This window comes from Mesorhizobium vachelliae (assembly GCF_033977325.1).
Taxonomy (GTDB): domain Bacteria; phylum Pseudomonadota; class Alphaproteobacteria; order Rhizobiales; family Rhizobiaceae; genus Mesorhizobium; species Mesorhizobium vachelliae.
Genome location: NZ_JAVIIR010000001.1, coordinates 547,444 through 570,941, shown reverse-complemented (window position 1 = coordinate 570,941; position 23,498 = coordinate 547,444). Strand labels below are relative to the sequence as shown.

At 64.8% G+C, this 23,498-nt stretch carries 23 protein-coding genes; 13 read left to right on the top strand and 10 right to left on the bottom strand.

Going from position 1 to position 23,498, the window contains the following annotated elements; translation table 11 throughout:
- Positions 1 to 91 precede the first annotated feature (91 nt).
- The 4 genes from RFM41_RS02845 (at position 92) to RFM41_RS02830 (ending at position 3,896) form a co-directional block, all read left to right on the top strand.
- Positions 92 to 295, top strand: coding sequence for a hypothetical protein (locus tag RFM41_RS02845; protein ID WP_140674096.1), 204 nt, complete (start codon positions 92 to 94; stop codon positions 293 to 295).
- A gap of 56 nt (positions 296 to 351) precedes the next feature.
- Positions 352 to 498: a hypothetical protein gene (locus tag RFM41_RS02840; RefSeq protein ID WP_320246058.1), complete on the top strand. Its 147-nt coding sequence runs from the start codon at positions 352 to 354 to the stop codon at positions 496 to 498.
- A gap of 236 nt (positions 499 to 734) precedes the next feature.
- Complete coding sequence (locus RFM41_RS02835) at positions 735 to 2,993, top strand: transglycosylase domain-containing protein (protein WP_320246056.1); 2,259 nt, start codon at positions 735 to 737, stop codon at positions 2,991 to 2,993.
- A 153-nt stretch (positions 2,994 to 3,146) separates the two neighbouring features.
- On the top strand, positions 3,147 to 3,896 hold the full coding sequence (locus RFM41_RS02830) for an SDR family NAD(P)-dependent oxidoreductase (RefSeq protein WP_320246054.1): 750 nt from the start codon (positions 3,147 to 3,149) through the stop codon (positions 3,894 to 3,896).
- A gap of 130 nt (positions 3,897 to 4,026) precedes the next feature.
- On the opposite strand, the gene RFM41_RS02825 is transcribed toward RFM41_RS02830, so the two are convergent.
- Complete coding sequence (locus tag RFM41_RS02825; RefSeq protein ID WP_320246053.1) at positions 4,027 to 4,944, bottom strand: zinc-binding dehydrogenase; 918 nt, start codon at positions 4,942 to 4,944, stop codon at positions 4,027 to 4,029.
- A gap of 123 nt (positions 4,945 to 5,067) precedes the next feature.
- On the opposite strand from RFM41_RS02825, the gene RFM41_RS02820 reads away from it, so the two are divergent.
- Positions 5,068 to 5,874 carry an AraC family transcriptional regulator gene (locus RFM41_RS02820; protein WP_320246051.1) on the top strand — a complete coding sequence of 269 codons (807 nt, stop codon included), beginning with the start codon at positions 5,068 to 5,070 and terminating at the stop codon, positions 5,872 to 5,874.
- Positions 5,875 to 5,880: 6 nt separating this feature from the next.
- Here RFM41_RS02820 and ybaL read toward each other — a convergent pair whose 3' ends face one another.
- Positions 5,881 to 7,680 carry a YbaL family putative K(+) efflux transporter gene (gene ybaL / locus RFM41_RS02815; protein ID WP_320246050.1) on the bottom strand — a complete coding sequence of 600 codons (1,800 nt, stop codon included), beginning with the start codon at positions 7,678 to 7,680 and terminating at the stop codon, positions 5,881 to 5,883.
- A gap of 217 nt (positions 7,681 to 7,897) precedes the next feature.
- Positions 7,898 to 8,338 carry a baeRF12 domain-containing protein gene (locus tag RFM41_RS02810; RefSeq protein ID WP_320246049.1) on the bottom strand — a complete coding sequence of 147 codons (441 nt, stop codon included), beginning with the start codon at positions 8,336 to 8,338 and terminating at the stop codon, positions 7,898 to 7,900.
- Positions 8,339 to 8,754: 416 nt separating this feature from the next.
- Here RFM41_RS02810 and cysG point away from each other — a divergent pair, with 416 nt between their 5' ends.
- The 6 genes from cysG to RFM41_RS02780 all read left to right on the top strand — a co-directional run bounded on the left by cysG (position 8,755) and on the right by RFM41_RS02780 (position 14,485).
- Positions 8,755 to 10,203, top strand: a complete 1,449-nt coding sequence (gene cysG / locus RFM41_RS02805) for a siroheme synthase CysG (RefSeq protein ID WP_320246047.1) — start codon at positions 8,755 to 8,757, stop codon at positions 10,201 to 10,203.
- Positions 10,200 to 10,493, top strand: a complete 294-nt coding sequence (locus tag RFM41_RS02800) for a DUF2849 domain-containing protein (protein WP_320246045.1) — start codon at positions 10,200 to 10,202, stop codon at positions 10,491 to 10,493. The genes cysG and RFM41_RS02800 overlap by 4 nt, the downstream gene beginning before the upstream one ends.
- A gap of 43 nt (positions 10,494 to 10,536) precedes the next feature.
- Complete coding sequence (locus RFM41_RS02795) at positions 10,537 to 12,207, top strand: nitrite/sulfite reductase (RefSeq protein ID WP_320246044.1); 1,671 nt, start codon at positions 10,537 to 10,539, stop codon at positions 12,205 to 12,207.
- Positions 12,182 to 12,946: a phosphoadenylyl-sulfate reductase gene (locus tag RFM41_RS02790; protein WP_320246043.1), complete on the top strand. Its 765-nt coding sequence runs from the start codon at positions 12,182 to 12,184 to the stop codon at positions 12,944 to 12,946. Before RFM41_RS02795 ends, RFM41_RS02790 begins: the two co-directional genes overlap by 26 nt.
- A 170-nt stretch (positions 12,947 to 13,116) precedes the next feature.
- Entirely contained in the window at positions 13,117 to 13,650 is a 534-nt protein-coding gene (locus tag RFM41_RS02785) for a DUF934 domain-containing protein (protein WP_320246042.1), read from the top strand.
- A gap of 214 nt (positions 13,651 to 13,864) precedes the next feature.
- Positions 13,865 to 14,485 (top strand): DJ-1/PfpI family protein, encoded by a 621-nt coding sequence (locus RFM41_RS02780; protein WP_320246041.1) that lies wholly within the window; start codon positions 13,865 to 13,867, stop codon positions 14,483 to 14,485.
- A gap of 84 nt (positions 14,486 to 14,569) precedes the next feature.
- Here RFM41_RS02780 and RFM41_RS02775 read toward each other — a convergent pair whose 3' ends face one another.
- Positions 14,570 to 14,770 carry a hypothetical protein gene (locus RFM41_RS02775; RefSeq protein ID WP_320246040.1) on the bottom strand — a complete coding sequence of 67 codons (201 nt, stop codon included), beginning with the start codon at positions 14,768 to 14,770 and terminating at the stop codon, positions 14,570 to 14,572.
- A gap of 216 nt (positions 14,771 to 14,986) precedes the next feature.
- Here RFM41_RS02775 and grpE point away from each other — a divergent pair, with 216 nt between their 5' ends.
- Positions 14,987 to 15,619 (top strand): nucleotide exchange factor GrpE, encoded by a 633-nt coding sequence (grpE, locus tag RFM41_RS02770; protein ID WP_320246039.1) that lies wholly within the window; start codon positions 14,987 to 14,989, stop codon positions 15,617 to 15,619.
- Between the two features lie 107 nt (positions 15,620 to 15,726).
- Complete coding sequence (locus RFM41_RS02765) at positions 15,727 to 16,359, top strand: trimeric intracellular cation channel family protein (protein WP_320246038.1); 633 nt, start codon at positions 15,727 to 15,729, stop codon at positions 16,357 to 16,359.
- Between the two features lie 105 nt (positions 16,360 to 16,464).
- Here the strand turns inward: RFM41_RS02765 and olsB are convergent, their stop codons facing one another.
- From olsB to RFM41_RS02735, 6 genes are all read right to left on the bottom strand, one after another.
- On the bottom strand, positions 16,465 to 17,352 hold the full coding sequence (olsB, locus tag RFM41_RS02760) for a l-ornithine N(alpha)-acyltransferase (RefSeq protein WP_320246036.1): 888 nt from the start codon (positions 17,350 to 17,352) through the stop codon (positions 16,465 to 16,467).
- A 183-nt stretch (positions 17,353 to 17,535) separates the two neighbouring features.
- On the bottom strand, positions 17,536 to 19,818 hold the full coding sequence (locus RFM41_RS02755) for an ATP-binding protein (RefSeq protein ID WP_320246035.1): 2,283 nt from the start codon (positions 19,816 to 19,818) through the stop codon (positions 17,536 to 17,538).
- Between the two features lie 113 nt (positions 19,819 to 19,931).
- A complete protein-coding gene (gene acuI / locus RFM41_RS02750; protein ID WP_320246033.1) occupies positions 19,932 to 20,921 on the bottom strand; it encodes an acrylyl-CoA reductase (NADPH) in 990 nt (329 codons plus the stop codon).
- A 54-nt stretch (positions 20,922 to 20,975) separates the two neighbouring features.
- Complete coding sequence (gene lspA, locus RFM41_RS02745; RefSeq protein WP_320246031.1) at positions 20,976 to 21,464, bottom strand: signal peptidase II; 489 nt, start codon at positions 21,462 to 21,464, stop codon at positions 20,976 to 20,978.
- Positions 21,465 to 21,487: 23 nt separating this feature from the next.
- A complete protein-coding gene (locus RFM41_RS02740) occupies positions 21,488 to 22,348 on the bottom strand; it encodes a TrmH family RNA methyltransferase (protein WP_320246029.1) in 861 nt (286 codons plus the stop codon).
- Positions 22,349 to 23,431: an RsmD family RNA methyltransferase gene (locus tag RFM41_RS02735; protein WP_320246028.1), complete on the bottom strand. Its 1,083-nt coding sequence runs from the start codon at positions 23,429 to 23,431 to the stop codon at positions 22,349 to 22,351.
- Positions 23,432 to 23,498 lie beyond the last annotated feature (67 nt).

The following is a 23,498-nucleotide window of genomic DNA, read 5'->3' as shown; positions in this document are numbered from 1 at the left end:
ACCCGGCGCGTCGAACGGCGTTCATGCCGGTCTATTGAGGGCCGGTCTATTGAGGGCCGGCTATGGAGGATCGGTTCGTGGAGGAAGTGAGATGGCAGAGCGCAAATCGATAGAAAGCGCGCCGAAGGACGGCTCGAAGGTCACCATCCTGTGGAAGGACGGCGACGGCGTCGTCAATGAATCCATCGGCCAGTATCGCGACGGCGGCTGGTGGGTCTACACCGACAGCGACACGCAAAAGAAGGTCGATCCGACGAGCTGGCGGCCTGCATCGGGCGATGACGACGACCAGTGAGCAATCGCCACAGGCTTTGAAACAGGCGTAAGACCCGACTGTAAGAAGGGGGCGCAATGAGACAGAACGTTCTCTATCTCGTCATCGGCGCATTGGTCGTCGTGGTCATCGCGCTTGGTATCTACATCTATCGCGAGCACACCAGGCCGAAGGGCGTGGAGCTCAAGATCGACGACAAGGGCATTTCGATCCAGCAGAATTGATGCGCACTTGCGCTGGCCCCTATCTGGCCAAGGCAGCGGGTTTTTGAACAATTGCCTACCAGCAATGACGTCACGCAGGCAACCGACCCGCTCCTGATGCAGTCGAGACACTGGGATTCAGAAAATCCCAAGGGTTTTCGAAAGGCTGCATAAACCCTGCTTTAACCCGCCTTTAAACCGCCGCATCTAGTCTTCAACCCGAACGCCATCAGCACCGGGGCAACAAGCAAGAGCGCATGGCGAACCGCAGAGACAGTCGCATCGAACCGAGCTTCGAGGGATCGCCGCGCGCGAAATCCTCCGAGGGCTTTTCGGTGAGCGAGGAGGATCGCGTCGTGCCGCGCACCCGCAAATCCGCTGCAAAGGGCAGAACCGCCAAGGCGAAATCCCGCGGTCGTGGCCGCGATCGCAACCGGCGCGGCCTGCTAGGCATCGCCACCCGCCTGGTCTACTGGTGCTTTGTGCTGTGCATATGGGGCGGCATCGCGGCGGCCGGCGTTGTCATCTATTACGGCGCCAAGATGCCGGCGGCGACGACATGGTCGGTCCCGGACCGTGCGCCGAACATCAAGATCGTGTCGGTCGATGGGCAGCTGATCGCCAATCGCGGCGCGTCTGGCGGCGAGGCCGTCGGCCTGCACGAAATGTCGCCCTATATCCCCGAGGCCGTCGTCGCCATCGAGGACCGGCGCTTCTACTCGCATTTCGGCATCGACCCGATCGGCCTGTCGCGCGCTATGGTCACCAACCTGCTCGGCGGGCATTTCTCGCAAGGCGGCTCGACGCTGACGCAGCAGTTGGCGAAGAACCTGTTCCTGACCCCGGACCGCACGCTGGAGCGCAAGGTCCAGGAAGTGCTGCTCGCGCTGTGGCTCGAGCACAAGCACAGCAAGGACCAGATCCTGGAAATGTACCTCAACCGGGTCTATTTCGGCTCGGGCGCCTATGGTGTCGAGGCGGCTTCGCGGCGCTATTTCGGCAAGAGCGCGCGCGACGTGACGCTTTCGGAAGCGGCATTGCTGGCGGGTCTGCTCAAGGCGCCGTCCAAGCTGTCGCCGGCACGCGATCCGAAAGCGGCCGAGGAACGCGCGCAGTTGGTGCTCGCCGCCATGCGCGAGACAGGCAAGATCAGCGACAAGGAATACAAGACCGCGCTGAGCGCGCCGGCGACGCGCGCGCCGTCCTACTGGACCGGCTCGGAAAACTATGTCGCCGATACGGTGATGGACGAGCTTCCCGATCTCATCGGCGACGTGCGCGGCGATATCGTCATCAACACCACCGTCGACCTCAACCTGCAGAAGCTAGCCGAACAGTCGATCCGCCGGCTGATCGACGAGAGCGGCAAGAAGCTCAACGTCACGCAAGGCGCGCTGGTCTCGATCGACGATTCCGGCGCGGTGCGTGCCATGGTCGGCGGCTATGATTATTCGACGAGCCAGTTCGACCGCGCCTCGGAGGCGCGCCGCCAGCCCGGATCGGCCTTCAAGCCCTTCGTGTACATGGCGGCGCTGGAAGCCGGCCGCACGCCGGACAGCATCCGCAACGACGCGCCGATCAAGATCGGCAAATGGACGCCAGACAATTACGGCGGCAAATATTACGGCAAGGTCACGCTGGCGACGGCTTTGGCCAAGTCGCTGAACTCGGTCGCGGCACAGCTCACCATGGAAGTCGGGCCCGACGCCGTGGTGGAAGCCGCGCATCGCATGGGCATCCAGTCCGACCTGCAGGCCAACACATCGATCGCGCTCGGCACCTCGGAGGTGACGCCGCTGGAGCTGACCTCGGCCTATGTGCCGTTTGCCAATGGCGGCTACAAGCCTGATATTCATTTCGTCCAGCGAATCACCACCGCCAACGGCAAGGTGCTCTACGAGAACAGCGGCGGCGGCGCGCCGCGCGTCATCAAGGCCGACATCGTCGGCATGATGAACTCGATGATGACCGGCACGGTCGAGGTCGGCACCGCCAGGAAGGCTGCCTTCAATTGGCCGTCGGCCGGCAAGACCGGCACCAGCCAGAATTCGCGCGACGCCTGGTTCGTCGGCTACACCGCCAATCTCACGACGGGCGTGTGGTTTGGCAATGACGACGGCAGCCCGATGAAGAAGGTCACCGGCGGCGCACTGCCGGCGCAAGCCTGGCACGAATTCATGGTGGCCGCGCATGAGGGCGTGCCGGTGCGGCCGCTGCCCGGCACCTGGAAGTCGACGCCGTCCGATACGATCGTGCCGGACGAGATCCCGTCGGCGGACGCCTCGCAGCCGTCGCCCGCGCCGCTGGCGGCCGTCGGCCAATCACAGCCTGCTGCTCCGGCGCCCGCGCCGGCACGCCAGGCGCGCCCGGCCCAGACCGTCGATGCGGACGGCTTCGACATGCCTAACGACAGCGGCACAACCGCCTCAGTCGGGCATCCGGTGCCGCCCGGCGATGTCGGCGGACCGAAGAAAAGGCGGCAGACCTCGATCCTCGACATATTGGGCGGCGGTTGAAGCCCACCTGACGGGATCGGAACGGCTTCAGCTTCTTATTCCACCATGATCCCGAAAACCGGAACCCGCTTTCCGGGATCGTCGTTGCGGTGGCAACGCACCCTCTCGCAATGATGGCCGCCTTCGGCTACATGTCCGGCCGGAGACAAGACCATGGCTGAGACCGACAGCAGAAAAACCATCGTGCTCACCGGCGCCAGCCGGGGCATCGGCCATGCGACGGTGAAGCGCTTTTCGCGCGAAGGCTGGCGAGTCATCACCTGCTCGCGCCAGGCCTTTGCCGAGGACTGTCCATGGCCGGCCGGCCCCGAGGACCACATCAAGGTCGACCTCGCCGACCAGGAGGATGTCGGCATCGCCGTTTCGGAAATCCGTCACCGCCTGGAGGCGCATGGCGGGCAGCTGCACGCGCTGGTCAACAATGCCGGCATCTCGCCTAAGCTCAAGGACGGCAGCCGGATGAACTCGATCGACACGCCGATGCACGTTTGGCGTGACGTGTTCCAGGTCAATTTCTTCGCGCCGATCATGCTGGCTAGAGGGCTGTTCAAGGAGCTCGCCGCCGCCAAGGGTTCGATCGTCAACGTCACCTCGATCGCCGGAACCCGCGTGCATCCGTTCGCCGGCACGGCCTATGCCACGTCGAAGGCGGCGCTCGGCTCGCTGACGCGCGAGATGGCGCATGACTTCGGCCCTTACGGCATCCGCGTCAACGCGATCGCGCCCGGCGAGATCGACACGGCGATCCTTTCGCCCGGCACTGACCGAATAGTCGAGGCGATCCCGCTGAGAAGGTTGGGCGCCACCTCGGAAGTGGCCGATATCATCTACTTCCTGTGCTCGGGCCAATCGTCCTACGTGACCGGCTCGGAAATCCACATCAATGGCGGCCAGCACGTCTAGAGCGTTTCACCGTTTCACGGAAACGGCGAAACGCCCTATCCCTTTATTTTTAACTCCGGACGGAAGGCTACGGCGAAGTCGCCGAGCCTAACCGCTCACACTTTTCCTGGAATTGCTCTAAACGGCTGAGTCAGGCCAGAGTGAGAACGGCCTTGCCGCTGAAGCTGCGCTGCCGCAGCGCGTCCAGGGCCTGGCCGATGTCGGTCCAGGGCATGGTCATGGCCACGCGGGTCTCGAGCCTGCCTGCCGCGACGAGATCGAGCAGCGCGGCGATGTCGTCGCCGATGGCTGAACCGGACGTGTAATAGGCGAACGTCTGTAGCCTGGCGCCTTCGTGGCCTGGAACGAACTGGCGGAATCCAACCGGCGTGAGCTCGCCGCTGCTCGATCCGAACATGACGATCGTTCCGCCGGGCGCGACGCGTTCGATCGCCTCGGTAAGGCTTTTGCCGCCGACCGACTCGGTGATCAGCGAAAACGGTCCCTTGGCCAGTTCGATCGACTCGACGACCTGCTGGGCGCCCAGATGGCGAAGATCATCGTGGTGCCGGGCCGAGGCGATCGCCGTCACCGAAGCACCTTGCTCGCGAGCGATCTGGATCTGGAAGCGACCGACCGCGCCGCTCGCGCCGGTTATCAGGACCCGCTGGCCGGCGAGGTCGCCGCCATGGCGCAAGGTCCTCAGCGCCGTCGTGCCCGCCACGGGCAGCGTGGCGGCGGAGGCGAAGCTTACGCCCTCGGGCATGACGGCAAGGCGGTCGGTCGGAACGGCGACATGTTCGGCCCAGCCGGCCTGGTCGACCAAGGCGGCAACGCGCGCGCCAGCGGCCGGTCCGGAGCCATCGGCCGCCGCGCGCTCGACGATGCCGACGATGTCCTGGCCGGGTATCCAGCCATCGGGACGAATGCCGAGCAGGCGCAGCTCGCCACGGTTCAGCGATGTCGCATGAACGGCCACCAATGCTTCATTCGCATTGCAGTTTGGCTCGTCGGCCCGGGTGAGCTTCAGCCGGTTGGGGCTATCGGATGATATAGCGAGAGCAAGCATGGGCCCACCTTTGAAATCGGCGTTTGGCAGCCGCGACCGATTGACAAAACAGCGGGAATCTATCGACTTTTGCGATCGAAGAATTTAGAGATAAAAGCAAATGATCGCCAAAAAGCGTCAAGTATGAGACAGCCACTTCGCTGGCCCTGGCTGGATTTCGACGTCGACGACGTGACCGCGCCGGCGATCGCCGTCGGTGTCGATGTCACCGAGACCAGGGCCGAGGTGCGCGAGCATTGGCATCGCAAGGGGCAGCTCGTCTTCGCGCTCGGCGGCGGCGTCACCAGCCGGGTCCCCAGCGGGCTTTGGATGGTGCCGCCGCATTGCGGGGTGTGGGTGCCGAGCCGCATGGAACACAGCAACATCGCAACGGCCAACGCGCGGATTTTCTTCGTCTATGTCGAGCCGGGGGCCGCCGACCTGCCGGATCGGTGCTGCACGCTTTCGATCTCGCCGCTGCTGCGCGAGGTGATCATCGAGCTGTCGGAGTGCGCGCCGGACGACCCCAGATGCGATTTCCTGGGGAAGGTGCTGCTCGCGGAGCTGCCGCTCATGCCGGTGCAGCAATTGCACCTGCCGATCTCGGCCGAGCCCCGGCTGCGACGGATCGCCGAAGCGTTGGCCGACGATCCCGCCGACCGGCGCACCTTGGCGCAATGGGCGGACCGCGTGGCGCTCAGCGAGAGCAGCTTGGCGCGCCTTGTCGTGAAGGAAACCGGGCTAACCTTCGGCCGCTGGCGCCAGCAGCTGCATCTGATCGTCGCGCTCAGGGAACTGTCCGCAGGCGCCAGCGTGCAGCAGGTGTCGGGCGATCTCGGCTATGAATCCGTCACCGCCTTCATCACCATGTTCAAGAAAGCGCTGGGCAAGCCGCCGGCGAAATATCTCGGCGATATCGCGCAGAACGGCGGTTCCGCCTTCGTCGCCTGAGACGCATCAAGCGGGCTGCGGATTGATCTCCATGGCGGGCCCGGCCGGATCGCCGGCTTTGCCGGTCACCACCTCGACGATCCCTCGTGCGATCTCGCGCTCGCCCATGATGACGGTACCGGCGCCCAACCCTTTCAGGTGTTCGACCTCGGCGTCGGAATGAGCGCGGGCAATGACGCTGATCGCCGGATTGGCCGCGCGGGCCCTGAGCACAACCTGTCCCGCCTCGAAGGCATTGGGAATGGCGAGGATCAGCCGCTTCGCGCCCTCCGGATTGGCGGCCGCAAAGACATCCGCATTGGCGGCATTGCCGGCGACGGTCTCGATACCGTCGTCGCGCAGCTTCGCCAGCGTCTTGTCGGCGTCCTCGATCACCAGGAAGGGCAGGGCGGCTTCTTTCAACGCCGCGCCCACCAGGCTGCCGACGCGGCCATAGCCGATCAGGATGGAATGGCCGGCAAGCGCCGTTTTCGGCGGCGGGCCGTCTTCCTTTGCCTGAGTTGCCTGGACCGACGCAACCTGGCCGGGCTCGGTCGCCGGGCCGATCGGCCTTTGCTCTTCGACGGGGGCTGTCTTGCCGGCGCGCTTTTCCAGCCACGGCTTCATCCAATCGACAAAGAGGAACATCAGCGGATTGAGCAGGATCGAGAGGATGGCGCCGGCCAGGATCAGGTCGCGACCCTGCTCCGGCAGCAGTTTCAGGCCAACGCCGAGCTCGGCCAGGATGAAGGAGAATTCGCCGATCTGGGCGAGGCTCGCCGAAATCATCAGCGCGGTCGCGATCGGATAGCGGAAGGCGACCACGATGACGAAAGCGGCGATCGACTTGCCGATGACGATGATGGCCAAGGTGGCGAGGATCGGCAGGCCGTTGCTCATCAGGCTGAACGGGTCGAACAGCATGCCGACCGAGACGAAGAATAGCACCGAGAAGGCGTCGCGCAGCGGCAGCGATTCCTCGGCCGCGCGGTGGCTGAGCTCGGATTCGCTCATGATCATACCGGCGAAGAAGGCGCCGAGCGCCAGCGAGACGCCGAACAGCTTTACCGCGCCGAAAGCGACGCCGAGCGCGATCGCAAGCACCGCGAGCCGGAACAATTCCCGCGAGCCGGTATGGGCGACGTAATGCAGGATCCATGGAATGACCCTGCGGCCGACCACCAGCATGACGACGACGAAGGCGGCGACCTTGGCGAATGTGACGCCGACGACGCCCCATATGCCGTAGCTGGCGGGCAGCGACAGCAGGCTCGAATGGTCGTCGACCTGCGGCTGGCCGCCAAGCACGCCGGCGAGCGCGGGCAACAGCACAAGCGCCAACACCATGGCGAGGTCTTCGACGATCAGCCAGCCGACGGCGATGCGGCCACGCTCGGTCTCGATCAGGCGCCGCTCCTGCATGGCGCGCAAAAGCACCACGGTCGAGGCGACCGAAAGCGCCAGGCCAAAAACCAGACCGGCGCCCAGCGACCAGCCGAGCAGCCAGGCAAGCCCGACGCCTAGCAGCGTTGCAAAGCCGATCTGCACGACGGCGCCCGGCACGGCGATGGCGCGAACGGACAGAAGGTCCTTCAGCGAAAAATGCAGGCCGACGCCGAACATCAAAAGGATGACGCCGATTTCCGCGAGCTCGTTGGCGAGGCTGGCGTCGGCCACGAAGCCTGGCGTGTTCGGACCAACCAGGACGCCTGCGACAAGATAGCCGACAAGCGGCGGGATGCGGAAACGGTTGGCTAACGCCCCGAAGACGAATGCAAGCCCCAGGCCGGCGACGATGGTGGCGATAAGGGGCGTGTCATGCGGCATTGTCTATGGAGCGCCTTTCGAAAATCAACGATGTCGGATGGGCGCCCGCCGAGGCTGTCGCCTCGGGCAATATGGTGGAGGGAGCGGCGATGATGCAACCACCACCGCGCAGAAATCGACGCTGAAGAAGGACGCGCCACGCAAAATCAGCGCTGCGCCGCCAAAAGGCGGCTTCGGATCCCCTATGTGGCCACGACGCTGTCTTCCTTCCGTCGCTTTATATCGCCTGCAACAGGTTCTCGATGTCGGAAACGGTGTGATTGGTGAGCGTTTTCGGGATTTCGGCCTGCACCTTCTCGGCGACTTCCTTGTGCAGTTTCTGGCGCATCTCGCCAAGCACCTGCGGCGGCGCGATCAGCACGACCGCGTCGAACGCGCCACGATGCGCGAGCTTGTAGAGCCGTTCGGCAATGTCGATGGCGAAGCGTTCCTTGTTCAGGCGGTGCCAATCGGTTTCCTCAACGGCGCTGCGGGGACCCTCGTTGCCATAGCGGCCCGGCTTGTCCGTGCCTTGCTCGCGCGTCGCGGGGTTTTCTTGCTCCATCTCGTGCACCACTTCCAGATTCGGGAACTTGCTGTCGCCCTGGTTGCGCAGGAAGAGCGCCTTTTCGCCATCGGCCACGACGACCCACAGTCCGCGCTTCAACTTGACAATCATGGCGTTCCTCCTTGCTTGCATTGTTGTCGATCGACGGGCCCGGGATCGACAGGATTAATCGCTAGGCAAACGAGCCGCGGAGCATGATTGTTCCGATCCGGCGGCGGCGCTTCGATCACTCTCAGCCGACGAGCCCGGGCGCCGACAGGCAAGGTCGGCTTTAATCTACTAACTTAGTAGAATTTAGAAAAAACTGTTTTGCGGCTGCCCGGGCAAGGCGCTAAAAATCACGGCGGATCAAGGCAGTTTCTCACGCCGCTCTGGCCGTCTCATTCTCAAAGTAGAATTTTTTTCTCTTGCTCTTCGCGCCTGCGAAAAAGCGATTGCCTGCCGTTCGGCGGCACGCGAGTGCTTGCCTTCTGGTTTTTGGCCAGCCCGCGTAAAACTGCCAAACTGTTCCAGTATTGCTCGTCGCCATGCCGTCAACCAATGCCAAGCTCAATGCCTTTCCCGTCTTCATGCGGGTCGACGGCGAAGCCGTAGCCATCGTCGGCAATGGCGAGGAAGCGCTTGCCAAGGCCAGGCTGCTTTCGCAATCGAGCGCGGTGCTGCGCATCATTGCCGACAATGCCAGCAGCGGTCTGTCGGATTTCATCGCATCGACCGGCGCGGTTCACATCCAGACGACATATGAAGCCGAGCATCTCCAAGGTGCTGCCCTGGTCTTCGCCGCGAGCGGTGACGAGGCGCTCGATCGCCGCGTCGTCGACGACGCGCGCCGGCTGGGCATTGCGGTCAACGCGGTAGACCGGCCGGAACTCTGCGATTTCTTTACCCCGGCGCTGGTCAACCGGGCGCCGGTCGCCATTGCCATCGGCACCGAAGGGGCGGGACCGGTCCTGGCGCAGATGTTGCGCGGGCGCATCGACCGCATGTTGTCGCCGTCGCTCGGTCGGCTGGCTGCCCTGGCGGCTTCGTTCCGCACTGCGGCTGAGCGGCTGCCGAAGGGCAATCGCCGCCGTCGCTTCTGGAACGATTTCTTCGCTGGCGCGCCGGCCAAGGCCATCGAAGCCGGCGAACTCACCGAGGCGCAGGGCGCGGCGCTCGAGCTTTTGGCCCAGGATGCTCCGGTCGAGGGACATATCGCGCTGGTCGGCGCCGGCCCGGGCGCGCAGGATCTTTTGACCTTGCGCGCGCATCGTCTGCTGCTGGAGGCCGATGCGATCGTGTACGACGCGCTGGTGCCGGAGGCGATCGTAGCCATGGGCCGCCGCGACGCCGAGCGCCTGCCGGTGGGAAAACGCAAGGGCTGCCATTCCAAGAGCCAGGAAGAGATCAACGCGCTGCTCATCGAGCTTGGCCGCGCCGGCAGCAAGGTGGTGCGGCTGAAGTCCGGCGACCCACTGGTGTTCGGGCGCGCCGGCGAGGAAATGGCGGCGTTGCGCGCGGCCGGTGTCGCCTATGAGGTGGTTCCGGGCGTCACCGCCGCTTTCGCCGCCGCCGCCGATTTCGAGCTGCCGCTGACGCTGCGCGGCGTTTCGTCCTCGATGGTGTTCACCACCGGCCACGACCTCAAGGGCAATTCGCTGCCGGACTGGGCAAAGCTTGCCATCTCCGGCGCGACGGTCGCCGTCTATATGGGCCGTTCGGTCGCCGCCGAGGTCGCCGGCCGGCTGATCGAAGCGGGGCTGTCGCCGGACACCGCCGTCGCCGTCGTCGAGAACGCCAGCCTCGGCACCCGCTGGCGCTTCCACGGCACGCTGGCCGACCTGCCGTCGCTGGAGGAGCGCGCCGACCTCACCGGTCCGGTGATGACGATCATCGGCGACGCCGTCGCCGGCGCCAATTTCGAACAATCCGAGCCGCTCGCGGCACACAGGCATGAGGGCGCGGCTTCAGCCGTCGCCGAAGGAGTCGAGCAATGAAGGTACTGACCGCGAACAGGCTCTCCGACGGCATCGCCGTCTGGTACGCCGATGGCGGCTGGGCGGAGACGGTCGGCCATGCCGATGTCGCGCATGACAAGGCGGCGGAGGACCGGCTGGAAGCGATCGGCGCCGCGGCCGCCGCCAACAATGAAGTGCTGGACGTCAACGTGATCGACGTCACCATTGTCGATGGTTTGGTCGAGCCGGTGCGGTTGCGCGAGAAGATCCGCGCCGCGGGCCCGACCATCCACCCGGATCTCGGCAAGCAAGCGGAACGAGCCGCTTAAATCCAAGGAAGGCAACGGGCGGACGCGCCCTGAAAGACGAAGCATGTACCGTTACGACGAGTTCGACCACGATTTCGTTCAGGCCCGAGTGGCCGAGTTCAGCGACCAGGTGAAACGCCGGCTTGCCGGCGAGATCACCGAGGACCAGTTCCGGCCGCTCAGGCTGATGAACGGCGTATACCTGCAGCTGCATGCCTATATGCTGCGCATCGCGGTGCCGTACGGCACGCTGAGCAGCCGGCAATTGCGCATGCTCAGCCATATCGCGCGCAAATACGACAAGGGCTACGGCCATTTCACCACGCGCCAGAACCTCCAGTTCCACTGGCCGGCGCTGGCCGACGTTCCGGCGATCCTGGCCGATCTCGCCAGCGTCGAGATGCACTGCATCCAGACCAGCGGCAACTGCATCCGCAACGTCACCGCCGATCATTTCGCCGGGGCGGCCGCCGACGAGGTCGCCGATCCGCGTCCCTATGCCGAAATCCTGCGCCAATGGTCGTCGGTTCATCCGGAGTTTTCGTACCTGCCGCGCAAGTTCAAGATCGCGGTGACGGGGGCCGAGCGCGACCGGGCCGCGATCCAGGCGCATGACATCGGCTTGCATCTGAAGAAGAACGCGGCCGGCGAGCTGGGTTTTGCCGTCTATGTCGGCGGCGGCTTGGGCCGCACGCCGATGATCGCCAAGAAGATCCGCGACTTCCTGCCGGAAGCCGAGTTGCTGTCCTACTGCACGGCGATCCTGCGCGTGTACAACCTCTATGGCCGCCGCGACAACAAGTACAAGGCGCGCATCAAGATCCTGGTGCACGAGACCGGGGTCGAGGAGATCGCAAGGCAGATCGAGGCCGAATGGCAGGAGCTCAAGGACACCGAGCTGAAGCTGCCGGAGGCCGATATCCAGGCGATCAACGCCTATTTCGCGCCGCCGGCGCTGTCGGCCCGGCCGGAAGGTGATGCGCTCGTCAAGCAAGCACGGCTCGATTCCAAGAGCTTTTCGGAATGGCTCGACCAGAATGTCGTGACGCATCGCCATCCCGACTATGCGGCGGTGACGATTTCGCTCAAGGGCATCGGCGAGGTGCCCGGCGACGTCACCGACAGCCAGATGGAAGCGGTTGCCGACATTGCCGAGAAATATGCCTTCGACGAGCTGCGCGTCAGCCACGAGCAGAACCTGATCCTGCCGCATGTGGCGCGCGCCGATCTCAAGGCGGTCTATGACGCGCTGGTCGAGATCGGCCTGGCGACGGCCAATTCCAACCTGATCAGCGACATCATCTCCTGCCCTGGCCTCGATTATTGCGCGCTGGCCACGGCGCGCTCGATTCCGGTGGCGCAGGAAATCTCGCGCCGCTTCGCCTCGCTGGAACGGCAGCGCGAGATCGGCGAGCTGAAGCTGAAGATCTCCGGCTGCATCAATGCCTGCGGCCACCACCATGTCGGCCATATCGGCATTCTCGGCGTCGAGAAGAAGGGCACCGAGCTCTACCAGGTGACGCTTGGCGGCTCGGCCGACGAGAACACCTCGGTCGGCGAGATCATCGGCCGCGGCTTCTCCTCGGAAGAGATCACCGATGCCATCGAGCAGATCGTCGATACCTATCTCGGCCTTCGGCTCAGTCCCGACGAACGTTTTATCGACGCCTACCGCCGTGTCGGTCCCGCGCCGTTCAAGGAGGCGCTCTATGCTGGCGAAACCAAGGCCGCTTGACCGCACCGGCAGCGTGGAGACGGGCGTCGCCGCGGAAGCTGCGGGGCTCGACGCGCTGCACGGCCATCTGAAGCCGATCGAGATCATCGAGCGCGCGGCGCGTGATCTGTTTCGCGGCGAGATCGCCGCCGTGTCGTCCTTCGGCGCGGATTCGGCGGTGCTTCTGCACATGATTTCGGAGATCGACCGTTCGCTGCCGATCATCTTCCTCGACACGGGCAAGCATTTCGAGGAGACACTTGGCTATCGTGATGCGCTGGCGGCCGATTTCGGCCTGACCGACATAAGGGTGATCAAACCGGAGGAGGCTGCGCTCGAACGCGTCGATCCGACCGGCAGGCTGCACGAGACCGACACCGACGCCTGCTGCAATGTGCGCAAGGTCGAGCCGCTGGCGCGCGGCGTCGAGCCGTTCCGCGCCTGGTTCACCGGGCGCAAACGCTTCCAGGCTTCGACGCGCGCGGCGCTGCCCATCTTCGAGGCGGTCGGCTCGCGCATCCGCATCAACCCGCTGGCGCATTGGACGACCTCGGACCAGGCCGACTACATGCGCGCGCATGCGCTGCGCGAAAATCCGCTGGTCGCCTATGGCTATCTCTCGATCGGCTGCTTCCCCTGCACGCAGCCGGTGCAACCGGGCGAAGATGCGCGCAGCGGCCGCTGGGCGGGCCACGCCAAGACCGAGTGCGGCATTCATTTGTCGGGGTTGGAGAAGTCGCTGACCGACGCCTCGCTTTAGGATACGCCGATATTCAGGTGAGGCCGGCCTACAAATGGCGACTTCCTGCGCTTCCGGTGCTCACGTACTTCAAGTACGCTCCGCTCCGGTTCTCGGAAGCCACCATTTTCGGCTCGGCCTGACCCGAATCTCGACATATCCTTGGAATCTTTGGGACTTTAGGATTTTTGATGACTGGATCGACGACAGCGGGGACCCGCCTCTGGACCCCAGACGGCTTTCGCGAGGACGAATGGACGCACGCTGAGAGCGCGGAGGCGCTTGCCGGCAATGGCCGTTTCATCCTGCCGCTCCAGGCTTTTCTGGGGCTGGATGAAGAAGTTCGCAAGTCGGCCAAGGAGCGCCTCGGGGTGTTGCTGCAGCCCGGCGACGAGCTCGACAAGATAGCCGGCCTGTTGGATCAGCTGTCGCTGGTGGCGCTCGCCTTCCCGGCCTTCAATGACGGCCGCTCCTTCTCCAAGGGCGAATTGCTGCGGACCAGGTATCATTTCAAGCGTGCGATGCGCGCCACCGGCCAGGTTCTCGTTGACCAGCTGCCGCATATGCTGCGGCTCGGCTTCGACGAGTTCGAGGTCTCCAATCCGGTGCTGTTGAAGCGGCTGGAAGAAGGGCGGACCGGCGGGCTGCCGGTGTACTATCAGCCGGCCATGGAGGCGGAGCCCAAGGGACTGAAATATTCTTGGCGGCGCAAGCGTCCAAGCTGACGCGGCAGCTCATGCAGCAAGCGTGATTGTCCTGGTCCGACCAGCGTTGCGTATTTTGGTGGCCAACGCGGCTCAGGATAGGCCTGGAACGCATGCTGCATCGTTCTGGTCAGACCACATTGACGATTCAGGCTTCCCCTCGGGCTGACCTGCCCTTAGGATAGGTTCATTATTTCGGATCACGAAATAATAGCCAGCTAAGGGAGGAAAGAGCATGGCCGGCAAGAAAATATTGATGCTCGTTGGCGAGTTCAGCGAGGAATATGAGATTTTCGTCTTCGAACAGGCCATGCACGCGGTGGGCCATACCGTCCATGTCGTGTGCCCCGACAAGAAGGCGGGCGACGTGCTCAAGACCTCATTGCATGACTTCGAGGGCCACCAGACCTATACGGAAAAGCTCGGCCACGACTACATCCTCAACAAGACCTTCGCCGAGGTGAAGCCGGCCGACTACGACGCGGTCTACGCCGCGGGCGGGCGCGGACCGGAATATATCCGCATCGACAAGCGCGTGCAGGCACTGGTCAGGCATTTCCATGAGACCGGCAAGCCGATCTTCACCATCTGCCACGGTGTGCAGATCCTGATCGCGGTCGATGGCGTGGTGCGTGGCAAGGAAGTCGCGGCGCTGCATTATTGCGAGCCGGAAGTGACGCTTGCCGGCGGCACCTATATCGACGTCGCCCCAACCGGCGCGCATGTCGACGGCAATCTGGTTTCAGCCAAGGGCTGGCCGGGCCTTGCCGCTTTCATGCGGGAATGCCTGAAGGTGCTCGGCACCGAAATCCGCCACGGCGAAGCGCTGATGCGCGACGACCGGAAGGCGGCATAAACTTTTTTGCGCAATTCCGGATGGAAAACCGCTACACACTTTTCCTGGAATTGCTCTAATTGCGGCGCGAATTGCGGCGCGCGGCTATTGACGCCGCCCGCCGCTGGCCTTCTTCGCCTCGGCGCCTGCAAGGCGGTCAAGCAGGTCGCTCAGCCGCTGGGGCACCTCCTTTTCCAGGCGAAATGCCGGCAAGGTGCGCAGAAAGCGCTTCGTCGCCTCGCTGCCGGCCTGTCGCCTGATATCGTTGGCCAGCTCGGCGCGCCTGTTGCCGTGGTTGCCGTTCATATCCCAAAATCCTGTGTCGGCTTCGAAACTCCTCCAGCCCGCCTATGGTTCCCGCCACGGCATTTGAGGGCAAGCAAAGCCGCGCGATACGGTAAAATTTGAATTAATCTGGAATGATAGTCCGACATCCCCGGCGAGCGCTTACCCCTTGATTTTTGACCTCCAAACCTCGATATCGGGCGCAAATCCAGACCAATCCGAATGACGGGAAACGCGATGAGCGACCAGGCAAAAGACGAACGCACGCCCGAAGATATGGAAGCCACCCAGGCTCCCGGCGAGCGTGCGGAAGGTGGCGTCGACGGCGACTACGAAGCGCTGGTGCGGCTGCTGAAGGAAAACGAGGAACTGAAGGACCGCGCGCTGCGCGCGGCGGCCGAGATGGAGAACCTGCGGCGGCGCACCGCGCGCGACGTCCATGATGCGCGGACTTACGCCGTCGCCAATTTCGCGCGCGACATGCTGTCGGTGTCCGACAATCTGCGCCGCGCGATGGACGCGATCCCCGCCGAGGCGAAAGCCGGCGGCGACGCCGGGTTCAAGGCGCTGATCGAAGGTGTCGATCTCACCGAACGTGCCATGCTTTCGGCGCTGGAGCGCCACGGCGTGAAGAAACTCGCTCCCGAAGGCGAGAAGTTCGACCCGAACTTCCACCAGGCGATGTTCGAGGTGCCCAATCCGGAGGTTCCGGCCGGCACTGTCGTCCAGGTGGTGCAGCCGGGCTATTCGATCGGCGAGCGCGTGCTGCGGCCGGCTATGGTCGGCGTCGCCAAGGGCGGTCCGAAGGCTGCCGCCGAGGCGAAGGCTGAGCCGGGCCCGGTGAACGAGCAGGCCGAGAAGGATGCTTGATAGCGAATAGGGAGTAGTGAGTAGTGAGTAGGGAAGCTGGCTAGCAACAGCACAGCTTCGTGATATTCATTGCTACTCACTATTCGCTACTCACTACTCGCTCATTCATGAATCCCATCGCGTTGCTCGACTATGCCGGCGTCGCCGTCTTCGCGGCGACGGGCGCGCTTGCGGCATCGCGTAAGCAGCTCGACATCATCGGTTTCCTGTTCCTGGCCAGTGTCACCGGCATTGGTGGCGGAACACTGCGCGACGTCATCCTCAACCTGCCGGTGTTCTGGGTCGCCAACAGCGGCTATGTGCTGATCTGCGCCGTCGTCGCGGTGCTGGTGTTCTTCAGCGCCCACCGCTTCGAATCCCGCTACAAATTGCTGCTCTGGCTCGACGCCATCGGCCTGGCCGCGTTCTCGGTGATGGGCGCGGCCAAGGGGCTGGCGATCACCGGCTCTCCCGTCGTGTCGGTCGTCATGGGCGTGCTGACGGCGACCTTCGGCGGCATCTTGCGCGACCTGCTTGCCGGCGAACCCTCGGTGCTGCTCAGGCCCGAGATCTATGTAACGGCCGCCCTTGCCGGCGCCGCTATCTTCACCCTTGGCGATCTAGCCGGCCTGCCGGCGCTGGCTTCCAGCCTGCTCGGCTTCGCGGGCGCATTCATGGTGCGCGGCGGGGCGCTCAAATTCGGCTGGTCGTTTCCGGCTTACAAGAGCCGGCCGGGGCGAAGGCCGGAAGACATTCCATAAAGAGAGGGAATAGGAGATAGGGATCAGGCAATAGGGAATAGCCACCAGAGCGTGAGCCGTCGCAGTTTTTCTACTGCCTACTGCCTACTGCCTACTGCCTACTGCCTATGCCGCGAAGCGCTGCCCTTCACCGCCATAGTAGTTGACGTAGCGGGCGCCGATCTCCTTGACCGGCATGACGACGAAGACATCGACGGTCGAGAATTCGTGGTCGATGACGCAGCCGTCGCCGATGCGGGCGCCGACGCGCAGGTAACCCTTGACCAGCGGCGGCATGGCGGCGATCGCCGCCTTGGTGTTCACCGCTTCGATCGGCATCAGGTCCATCGAGCAGTAGCGTCCCGGAACCGCGCGAACGTCCCAGGCGGAGTTGGTGCGGCAATGATGGGCGAGATAGGTCAGCGCCTCGGCATGCGCCGCCGGCACGATCCCATGGAAGGAGGCACAGCCGGTCATCACGCCGATGCCGTAGTGGTTGATATAGGCCCAGATGCCCTGCCAGAGCGCCTCGATGGTGCGCTTGGAGCGGTATTCCGGCAGAACGCAGGAGCGGCCGAGCTCGAGGAAGCGCTGGCCGGGATGCCGCGCGATCAGCTTGGTGAGCTCAAACTCGCCCTCGGAATAGAAGCCGCCGGCGGCCGCGGCGATCTCTTGCCGCAGCAAGCGGTAGGTGCCGACGATGCGGCGATGCTCGGGACCGGGAAGGGAGGTGTCAAACACAAGAAGGTGATCGCAGAGCGGGTCGAAACGGTCGGCGTCGCGCCGGTCCTGCGCCTGGAAAAGGTCCTTCCTCGCGCCGAGCTCGTCGTAGAAAACCCGATAGCGGACTTCCTGGGCGGCGGCGATCTCGGCCTCGTTGCGGGCGAGCCGCACTTCGAGATTGCCGATGCGGCCCAGCGGAGCACCGCTTGCGACGGCGTCGGCGCTACGGGCAGCGAGCAGGGCGCCGCCGGCGTTCGGCCGAGTGTCACATTCAGGCACGACTGTATGCACGAGTGATTCTCCTTCGAGCCATCCCTCTTGGCACGGGGATACGGTGTAGGTGCAACAGGATTGTGACAGTACCGTGATACGACGTGGCGGGCAATACTTTGTCGGCTGGGCAATACCCTCAACCGGCTATCTTGTGGCCGCCAAAGCCAGGCAAGCCAAGGCATTCAAGGGTTGAAAATTTCCTTAAGCCGCAACCTGGCCCTCGACCGCCTGGACGAGCGCGTCCGGGTCGAGCGGCTTGGTGACGAAGCCGCTGGCGCCATGGGCGAGCACGGCATGCCGGGTCTTTTCCTGGCTGTCGGCCGAAAGCACCATGATCGGAATCGGCGGCATGGCCAGGGACTCTTCGTGGCGGCGGATGGCGGCAATCGCATCGAGCCCGTCCATGACAGGCATATGCAGGTCCATCAGCACCACGTCGAAGCGGAACTTGAGGCCGGCATCGGTAACGGCATCGACCGCGGCCTTGCCGTTGCCGACGATCTTGACGCGATGCCCGGCCTTGAGCAGCGTGGCGCGGGCGAGCATGGCGTTGATGTCATTGTCTTCCGCGATCAGCACCGACAGGCCCTGATCGCGCTTGCGCACCGAGGCAGCCTCGCGCGGCTCCGGCCGCGGCTGGACGAGCGTGGAGCCGTGGCTGGTCAACAGCACCCGCAGCAAGGTCTCGCCGCGCACGGGTCTCGCGAGGAAAGTGGCGTAGCCGCTGGCGCGGAATTCGCCGAGCATGCCGCGGTCGGTCGGCGCGATCAGGGTGATGGCCTCGCAGTCGGCAAAGCCCGAGTCGCGCAGCCGCCTGAGCATCCTGCCGTCGCTGTTTTCGAGCGCGGCGTCGATCAGGAGCACGTTGCAGCCAGCAGCGAAGGGAGCGGCTTGGCCTGGTGTCGCCGCGATCTCGACAATGCCGCCATGGGCTCTGATCGCGCGGGCGATGGCATCGGCCTCGGTGGCGTTTTTCGACACGATCACCGCCCGCCGGTCGGCAAGGATGTTGTGGCGATGCGGCGGCGGCTCGGTTGCCGCGACCGCGGGAAGCTCTAGGACGAATTCGGACCCTTCGCCGAGTCGGCTGGAGACCGAGATCGTGCCGCCCATCGCCGTCGCCAGCCGCTTCGAGATGGCAAGCCCGAGGCCGGCGCCGCCATGCACCCTGGTCGAGGTGCCGTCGGACTGCTCGAACTCCTCGAAAATGCGCTCCAGGTCCTCTTCGCGCAGGCCCGGGCCGGTGTCGGCGACGGTGAAGCAGATGCGGTCGGTGGTTTCGGTGCGGGCGCGCGCCACGGTGAGCAGCACGCCGCCCGCGTCGGTGAACTTCACCGCATTACCGATGAGGTTGAGCAGCACCTGGCGCACGCGGCCGGGATCGGCGGTGATCATCTGCGGCACGTCGGGCTCGACATGGCAGCCGAGGCCGATGTTCTTGGCGAAAGCCTTTGCGGCCAGAAGCTCGATGATGTTGTCAGCGATCTCGCGCAGCGAGGTCGGCTGCGGCTCGGGCTCGAAGCGGCCGGCCTCGATCTTGGAATAGTCGAGCAGGTCCTCGATGAGCGCGAGCAGCGCGCTGGCCGAGGTGGAGACAGCGCCGACATAGGTGCGCTGTTCGGGCGAAAGGTCGGTATCGGCAAGCAGCTTCGCCATGCCCATGATGCCATTCATCGGCGTACGGATCTCGTGGCTGACGGTGGCGAGGAAGCGCGACTTGGCTTGGCTCGCATATTCGGCCCGCTCGCGCGCGGTGATCAGCGAGGATTCGGCGCGCTTGCGGGCGGTGATGTCGCGGGCGATCGCCCGGTGAGAGACCGCGCCCGTGTCCTTGTCACGCACCGACAATTCGATCCAGGAGAACCAGCGCGGCCCGCCCGGGGTGCGGATCGCGACATCGGTGGAGCTCAGGCATTCATGATCGGAGAAGGCGGCGTCGGGAACGACCCCGACATCGATGCCAAGCTCGGACAAGGTCTTGCCGGCAAGATTGCGCGCGTCAACGTCGACAAGCGAGGCAAAGACGCTGTTGGCATAAACGATGTGGCCGTCGCGGTCGCGATGGACGACGAGATCGCCTAGCGCGTCGATCAGGCCGCGGAAGCGTTCCTCGCTCTCCTGCATCTCCCACATGCGGTCGGCGAGGGTCTCGATCTCGGCGCGGCTGCGGGCCGCGGTCTCGTCGAGCAATGCTGCGGTGCGCCGCTCGTCGCGGCGGCTGCGCAGATGCATGGCCAGGCCGGCAAAGGCCGCAACGGCGAGGCCGGCGGTGACGATGATCGGCGCTCCAGTGAGATGCGCGAGCCCCGCCATGACGGCGATGGCGACGATCGTCAAGAACGGCAAGCCTTCATGGCTGGTGGCGGTAGGCAGTTCGGGAGCGAGCGGCGGCGCGATAAGCACCTGCCGCTTCGGCGCATCGGCGATGAGCCTGTCAGCGCCCGCGGCTTTGCTATCCTGTCTGATGTCGGAGTCCGCGACCATGCGCGGACCATGCCAGACAGAAATTATGGAAGACTGGGAGGGATCGTTCGAATTTTAGCGATCGCGCGAATTCCGGCCGCCCGCAGGCGCGGGCGAAAACCCGCGATTTCCAGCTACATGTCGACGACGACGCGGCCCCTGATCTTGCCGTCGACGATGTCGCGCGCGGCGGCGACAAGGCCGTCGAAACCGATCGTGCGCGACAGTGTCGACAGCTTCTTCAAGTCGAGGTCGGTGCCGATGCGGCGCCATGCCTCCAGGCGAACGTCCTTCGGCGCCATAACTGAATCAATGCCGAGCAGCGAGACGCCACGCAGGATGAAGGGCGCGACGCTTCCCGGCAGGTCCATGCCGCCGGCCAGGCCGCAGGCGGCGATCGCACCGCCATAGGAGGTCATCGATAGCACGTTGGCCAAGGTATGGCTGCCGACCGAGTCGACGCCGCCCGCCCAGCGCTCCTTGGCGAGCGGCTTCGCCGGCTGGCTAAGCTCCTCGCGCGAGATCACCTCGGCCGCGCCGAGGTCGATCAGATAGGGGCTCTCGGCGTTGCGGCCGGTCGAGGCGATGACATGGTAGCCGAGGCTCGACAGGAGCGAGATGGCGACCGAGCCGACGCCGCCGGCAGCGCCTGTCACCACCACCGGGCCACGGTCGGGCACGATGCCGTGCCGCTCCAGCGCCATGACGGAGAGCATGGCCGTGTAACCTGCCGTGCCGACGGCCATCGCGTCATGCGCGCTCATGCCCTCGGGCAGCGGCACCAGCCAGTCGCCCTTGACGCGGGCGCGGCCGGCATAGGCGCCGTAATGCGTCTCGCCGACGCCCCAGCCATTGAGGATGACCTTGTCGCCCTTGCGCCAGTCAGCATGCGAGGAGGAAATGACCGTGCCGGCGAAATCGATGCCTGGGACCAGCGGCCAGCGGCGCACGACCGGCGCCTTGCCGGTGATGGCGAGCCCGTCCTTGTAGTTCACCGTCGTCGCCTCGACGGCAACGGTGACGTCGCCCTCCATCAGGTCGGCCTCGGTGAGGTCGACGACATCGACGGACTGCTTTTTCTCGGCATCGCGCGAAACGAGGATGGCTTTGAAGGTGTCGGTCACTTTTTTCTCCTCGGTTTTGGCTGGTGAGAAGTCTGCGGCCTCAACCGCGTGAGGTCAATTCCTTGGATCCTGCGGCTTGGCCTCGTGCCGCCAGCCGATCAGCTCGTCGAAGACGACAAGTGCCGCGCCGAGCGAGATGAAGGCGTCGGCGAGATTGAACACGGCGAAGGACCAGACGGGCGTGTGGAACAGGATATAGTCGATGACGTGGCCGTAGATGGCGCGGTCGATGAGGTTCCCGAGCGCGCCGCCGATGATGAGCGCAAAGCCGATGCGGGCGACGACATGACCGGCAGGCGTGCGCGTGGCGAGATAGAGCACGAAGGCGACGACGAGCACGGCGATGATCACCAGGCCGGTATCGCCGAAGGACTGGAACATCGAGAAGGCGATGCCGGTGTTATAGGTGCGGAACAGCGCCAGGAACGGCAGGAGATCGACCTTCTCCTGAAAGGCGAGACCGTTCTCGACCAGCTGCTTGATCCACTGATCGAGCGCAATGGCGATGACGACCAGCACGACGTAAGGAGACCAGGATTTCACTTGTCAGTCCTCATCGCCAGTCTTCATCGGATATCGTTGGCGGGCTCGAGCTTCAATGCGCCGCGCCGGATCTCGAACAGCATCACGCCGGTGGCGACCGCCAGGTTGAGCGAATCGGCCCGGCCGGCCTGGGGTATCCGGAGCAGCCGGTCGCAGCTTTCGGCGAGGCTGTCCGGCAGGCCCTGCTGCTCGTTGCCCATCAGCAACAAGACCGGGCCCCTGGAGAAATCGACCGAGCGATAGTCGACGGCGCCCTTGAGGTGCGTTCCAACGACCAGGCCGGAAAAATCTCGCCGCCAGGCCAGGAAAGCTTGCTCGGTCGCCCTGGCGACCGGCACGGCGAAGACCGAGCCCATGGTGGCGCGCACCGTCTCCAGCGAGAACGGGTCGGTGGTGTCGCCGACCAGGATGACGCCCTTGGCGCCTACGGCGTCGACGGTGCGGATCACGGTGCCGAGATTGCCCGGGTCACGCACCCGGTCGAGCGCCACCCAGACATCGCCGTCCCTGGCGCGGATGTCCCTCAGCTGCACGGTCTGCTGGGCAAAGACGCCGACCACCATTTGCGGGTTTTCGCGCCGGGTGATGGCCGCCAGCACCTTCTCCGATACTTCGAGCACCGTGCCGCCGGCGGCAACGGTCCGCGCTGCGGCCTTTTCGACGGCCGCGTTGCCCCGCCCGGCCTTGGCGAAGACCAAGGTCCTGATCGACCAACCGAGATCAAGCGCGTCGATGACCAGCTTCAGGCCTTCGGCCATGAAGGCGTTCTGCTGGTCGCGGAATTTCTTCAGCGCAAGCGCCTTGATGTCCTTGACCAGGGGATTGGCGAGGCTGGTGACTTCCTTGACCTGCCCGACCGGGCGCGCGCCGTCATGTGCCGTCATTCAAGCCACCCAGCGCGAGAACAGCGAGGTCGACAGCGCGCGGCCGGCGGATTTCTCGCGAATGATCAGTTCGCCGGACTCGACCGTGCCGCCCATGCCCGCGAATGTATCGCGCATCAGCGCATGGATGGCGAAGAAGGAGGCGCGGATCGAATAGGCGGTGAGAACGACGGCGAGCGGCTTTGGCGTCAGGATCGAGCGGCAAAGATCGGTGAGGCCCGGCAGGTCCTCGAACAATTGCCAGACTTCGCCCTTCGGGCCGCGGCCATAGGCCGGCGGGTCGAACAGCACGATGTCGTAGCGGCTGCCGCGGCGCTCCTCGCGCTCGGCGAATTTCACCGCGTCCTCGACGATCCAGCGGATCGGCTTGTCGGCGAGGCCGGCCATCTCCTGGTTCTCGCGCGCCCAGCCGATCGCCTTCTTCGAGGCATCGACATGGGTGACCTCGGCGCCGGCGCGGGCCGCCACCAGCGAGGCGAGGCCGGTATAGCCGAAGAGGTTCAGCACCTTGACCGGGCGCTTCGCCGCCGCGATCAGCGCCGCCATATGGTCCCAATGCGAAGCCTGCTCGGGAAAGACGCCGACATGACGAAACGAGGTGAAGCGGCCGAGATAGTCGATGCCGTCATGCTTCATCGGCCAGGTCTCGCCGAGCGGCGCCTTGGGGAAACGCCAGCGGCCGATGCCTTCCTCGTCGGTGTCGCCGGTGAAGATGGCGTCGGCGCGCTCCCATTCCTTCGCCGGTAGCGCCCGCTGCCAGATCGCCTGCCCTTCGGGGCGCACGATGCGGTAGGGGCCGTATTGCTCGAGCTTCTCGCCGGCGCCGCTGTCCAGCAGGGCGTAATCGGCGTTGGGCGCCACTTCAAGGATCAATGGCAGGCGCTCGGCGGGCAAGGCGCCCTCGCGGCGCGCAAGCACGCGCGGCGCCGGTTTGGCTTCCTGCCGGTCCCCCGGTTTGGTTTCGCGGCGCTCGGCGGGCGCGGCCTGCTGCCGTCCGGCCGGGAGCGAATCACGCGATCGGGGCTGTTCCGCCCTTGCGGGATGCGGGCGGCCATCGCGGCGTTTGTCGCGAAAAGATTTCAAGAAGGATCATCTCCGGCGGTTCGGTCGCTTCTGCCACAGCTAAGCCCATCGGCGCAACAAAGCGCGG

Excerpts from the sequence above, each read along its gene's own strand:
- RFM41_RS02845 (WP_140674096.1), top strand. The coding sequence starts at position 92 with ATGGCAGAGCGCAAATCGATAGAAAGCGCGCCGAAGGACGGCTCGAAG.
- RFM41_RS02840 (WP_320246058.1), top strand. The coding sequence starts at position 352 with ATGAGACAGAACGTTCTCTATCTCGTCATCGGCGCATTGGTCGTCGTG.
- RFM41_RS02835 (WP_320246056.1), top strand. The coding sequence starts at position 735 with ATGGCGAACCGCAGAGACAGTCGCATCGAACCGAGCTTCGAGGGATCG.
- RFM41_RS02830 (WP_320246054.1), top strand. The coding sequence starts at position 3,147 with ATGGCTGAGACCGACAGCAGAAAAACCATCGTGCTCACCGGCGCCAGC.
- RFM41_RS02825 (WP_320246053.1), bottom strand. The coding sequence starts at position 4,944 with ATGCTTGCTCTCGCTATATCATCCGATAGCCCCAACCGGCTGAAGCTC.
- RFM41_RS02820 (WP_320246051.1), top strand. The coding sequence starts at position 5,068 with ATGAGACAGCCACTTCGCTGGCCCTGGCTGGATTTCGACGTCGACGAC.
- ybaL (WP_320246050.1), bottom strand. The coding sequence starts at position 7,680 with ATGCCGCATGACACGCCCCTTATCGCCACCATCGTCGCCGGCCTGGGG.
- RFM41_RS02810 (WP_320246049.1), bottom strand. The coding sequence starts at position 8,338 with ATGATTGTCAAGTTGAAGCGCGGACTGTGGGTCGTCGTGGCCGATGGC.
- cysG (WP_320246047.1), top strand. The coding sequence starts at position 8,755 with ATGCCGTCAACCAATGCCAAGCTCAATGCCTTTCCCGTCTTCATGCGG.
- RFM41_RS02800 (WP_320246045.1), top strand. The coding sequence starts at position 10,200 with ATGAAGGTACTGACCGCGAACAGGCTCTCCGACGGCATCGCCGTCTGG.
- RFM41_RS02795 (WP_320246044.1), top strand. The coding sequence starts at position 10,537 with ATGTACCGTTACGACGAGTTCGACCACGATTTCGTTCAGGCCCGAGTG.
- RFM41_RS02790 (WP_320246043.1), top strand. The coding sequence starts at position 12,182 with ATGCTGGCGAAACCAAGGCCGCTTGACCGCACCGGCAGCGTGGAGACG.
- RFM41_RS02785 (WP_320246042.1), top strand. The coding sequence starts at position 13,117 with ATGACTGGATCGACGACAGCGGGGACCCGCCTCTGGACCCCAGACGGC.
- RFM41_RS02780 (WP_320246041.1), top strand. The coding sequence starts at position 13,865 with ATGGCCGGCAAGAAAATATTGATGCTCGTTGGCGAGTTCAGCGAGGAA.
- RFM41_RS02775 (WP_320246040.1), bottom strand. The coding sequence starts at position 14,770 with ATGAACGGCAACCACGGCAACAGGCGCGCCGAGCTGGCCAACGATATC.
- grpE (WP_320246039.1), top strand. The coding sequence starts at position 14,987 with ATGAGCGACCAGGCAAAAGACGAACGCACGCCCGAAGATATGGAAGCC.
- RFM41_RS02765 (WP_320246038.1), top strand. The coding sequence starts at position 15,727 with ATGAATCCCATCGCGTTGCTCGACTATGCCGGCGTCGCCGTCTTCGCG.
- RFM41_RS02755 (WP_320246035.1), bottom strand. The coding sequence starts at position 19,818 with ATGGTCGCGGACTCCGACATCAGACAGGATAGCAAAGCCGCGGGCGCT.
- RFM41_RS02740 (WP_320246029.1), bottom strand. The coding sequence starts at position 22,348 with ATGACGGCACATGACGGCGCGCGCCCGGTCGGGCAGGTCAAGGAAGTC.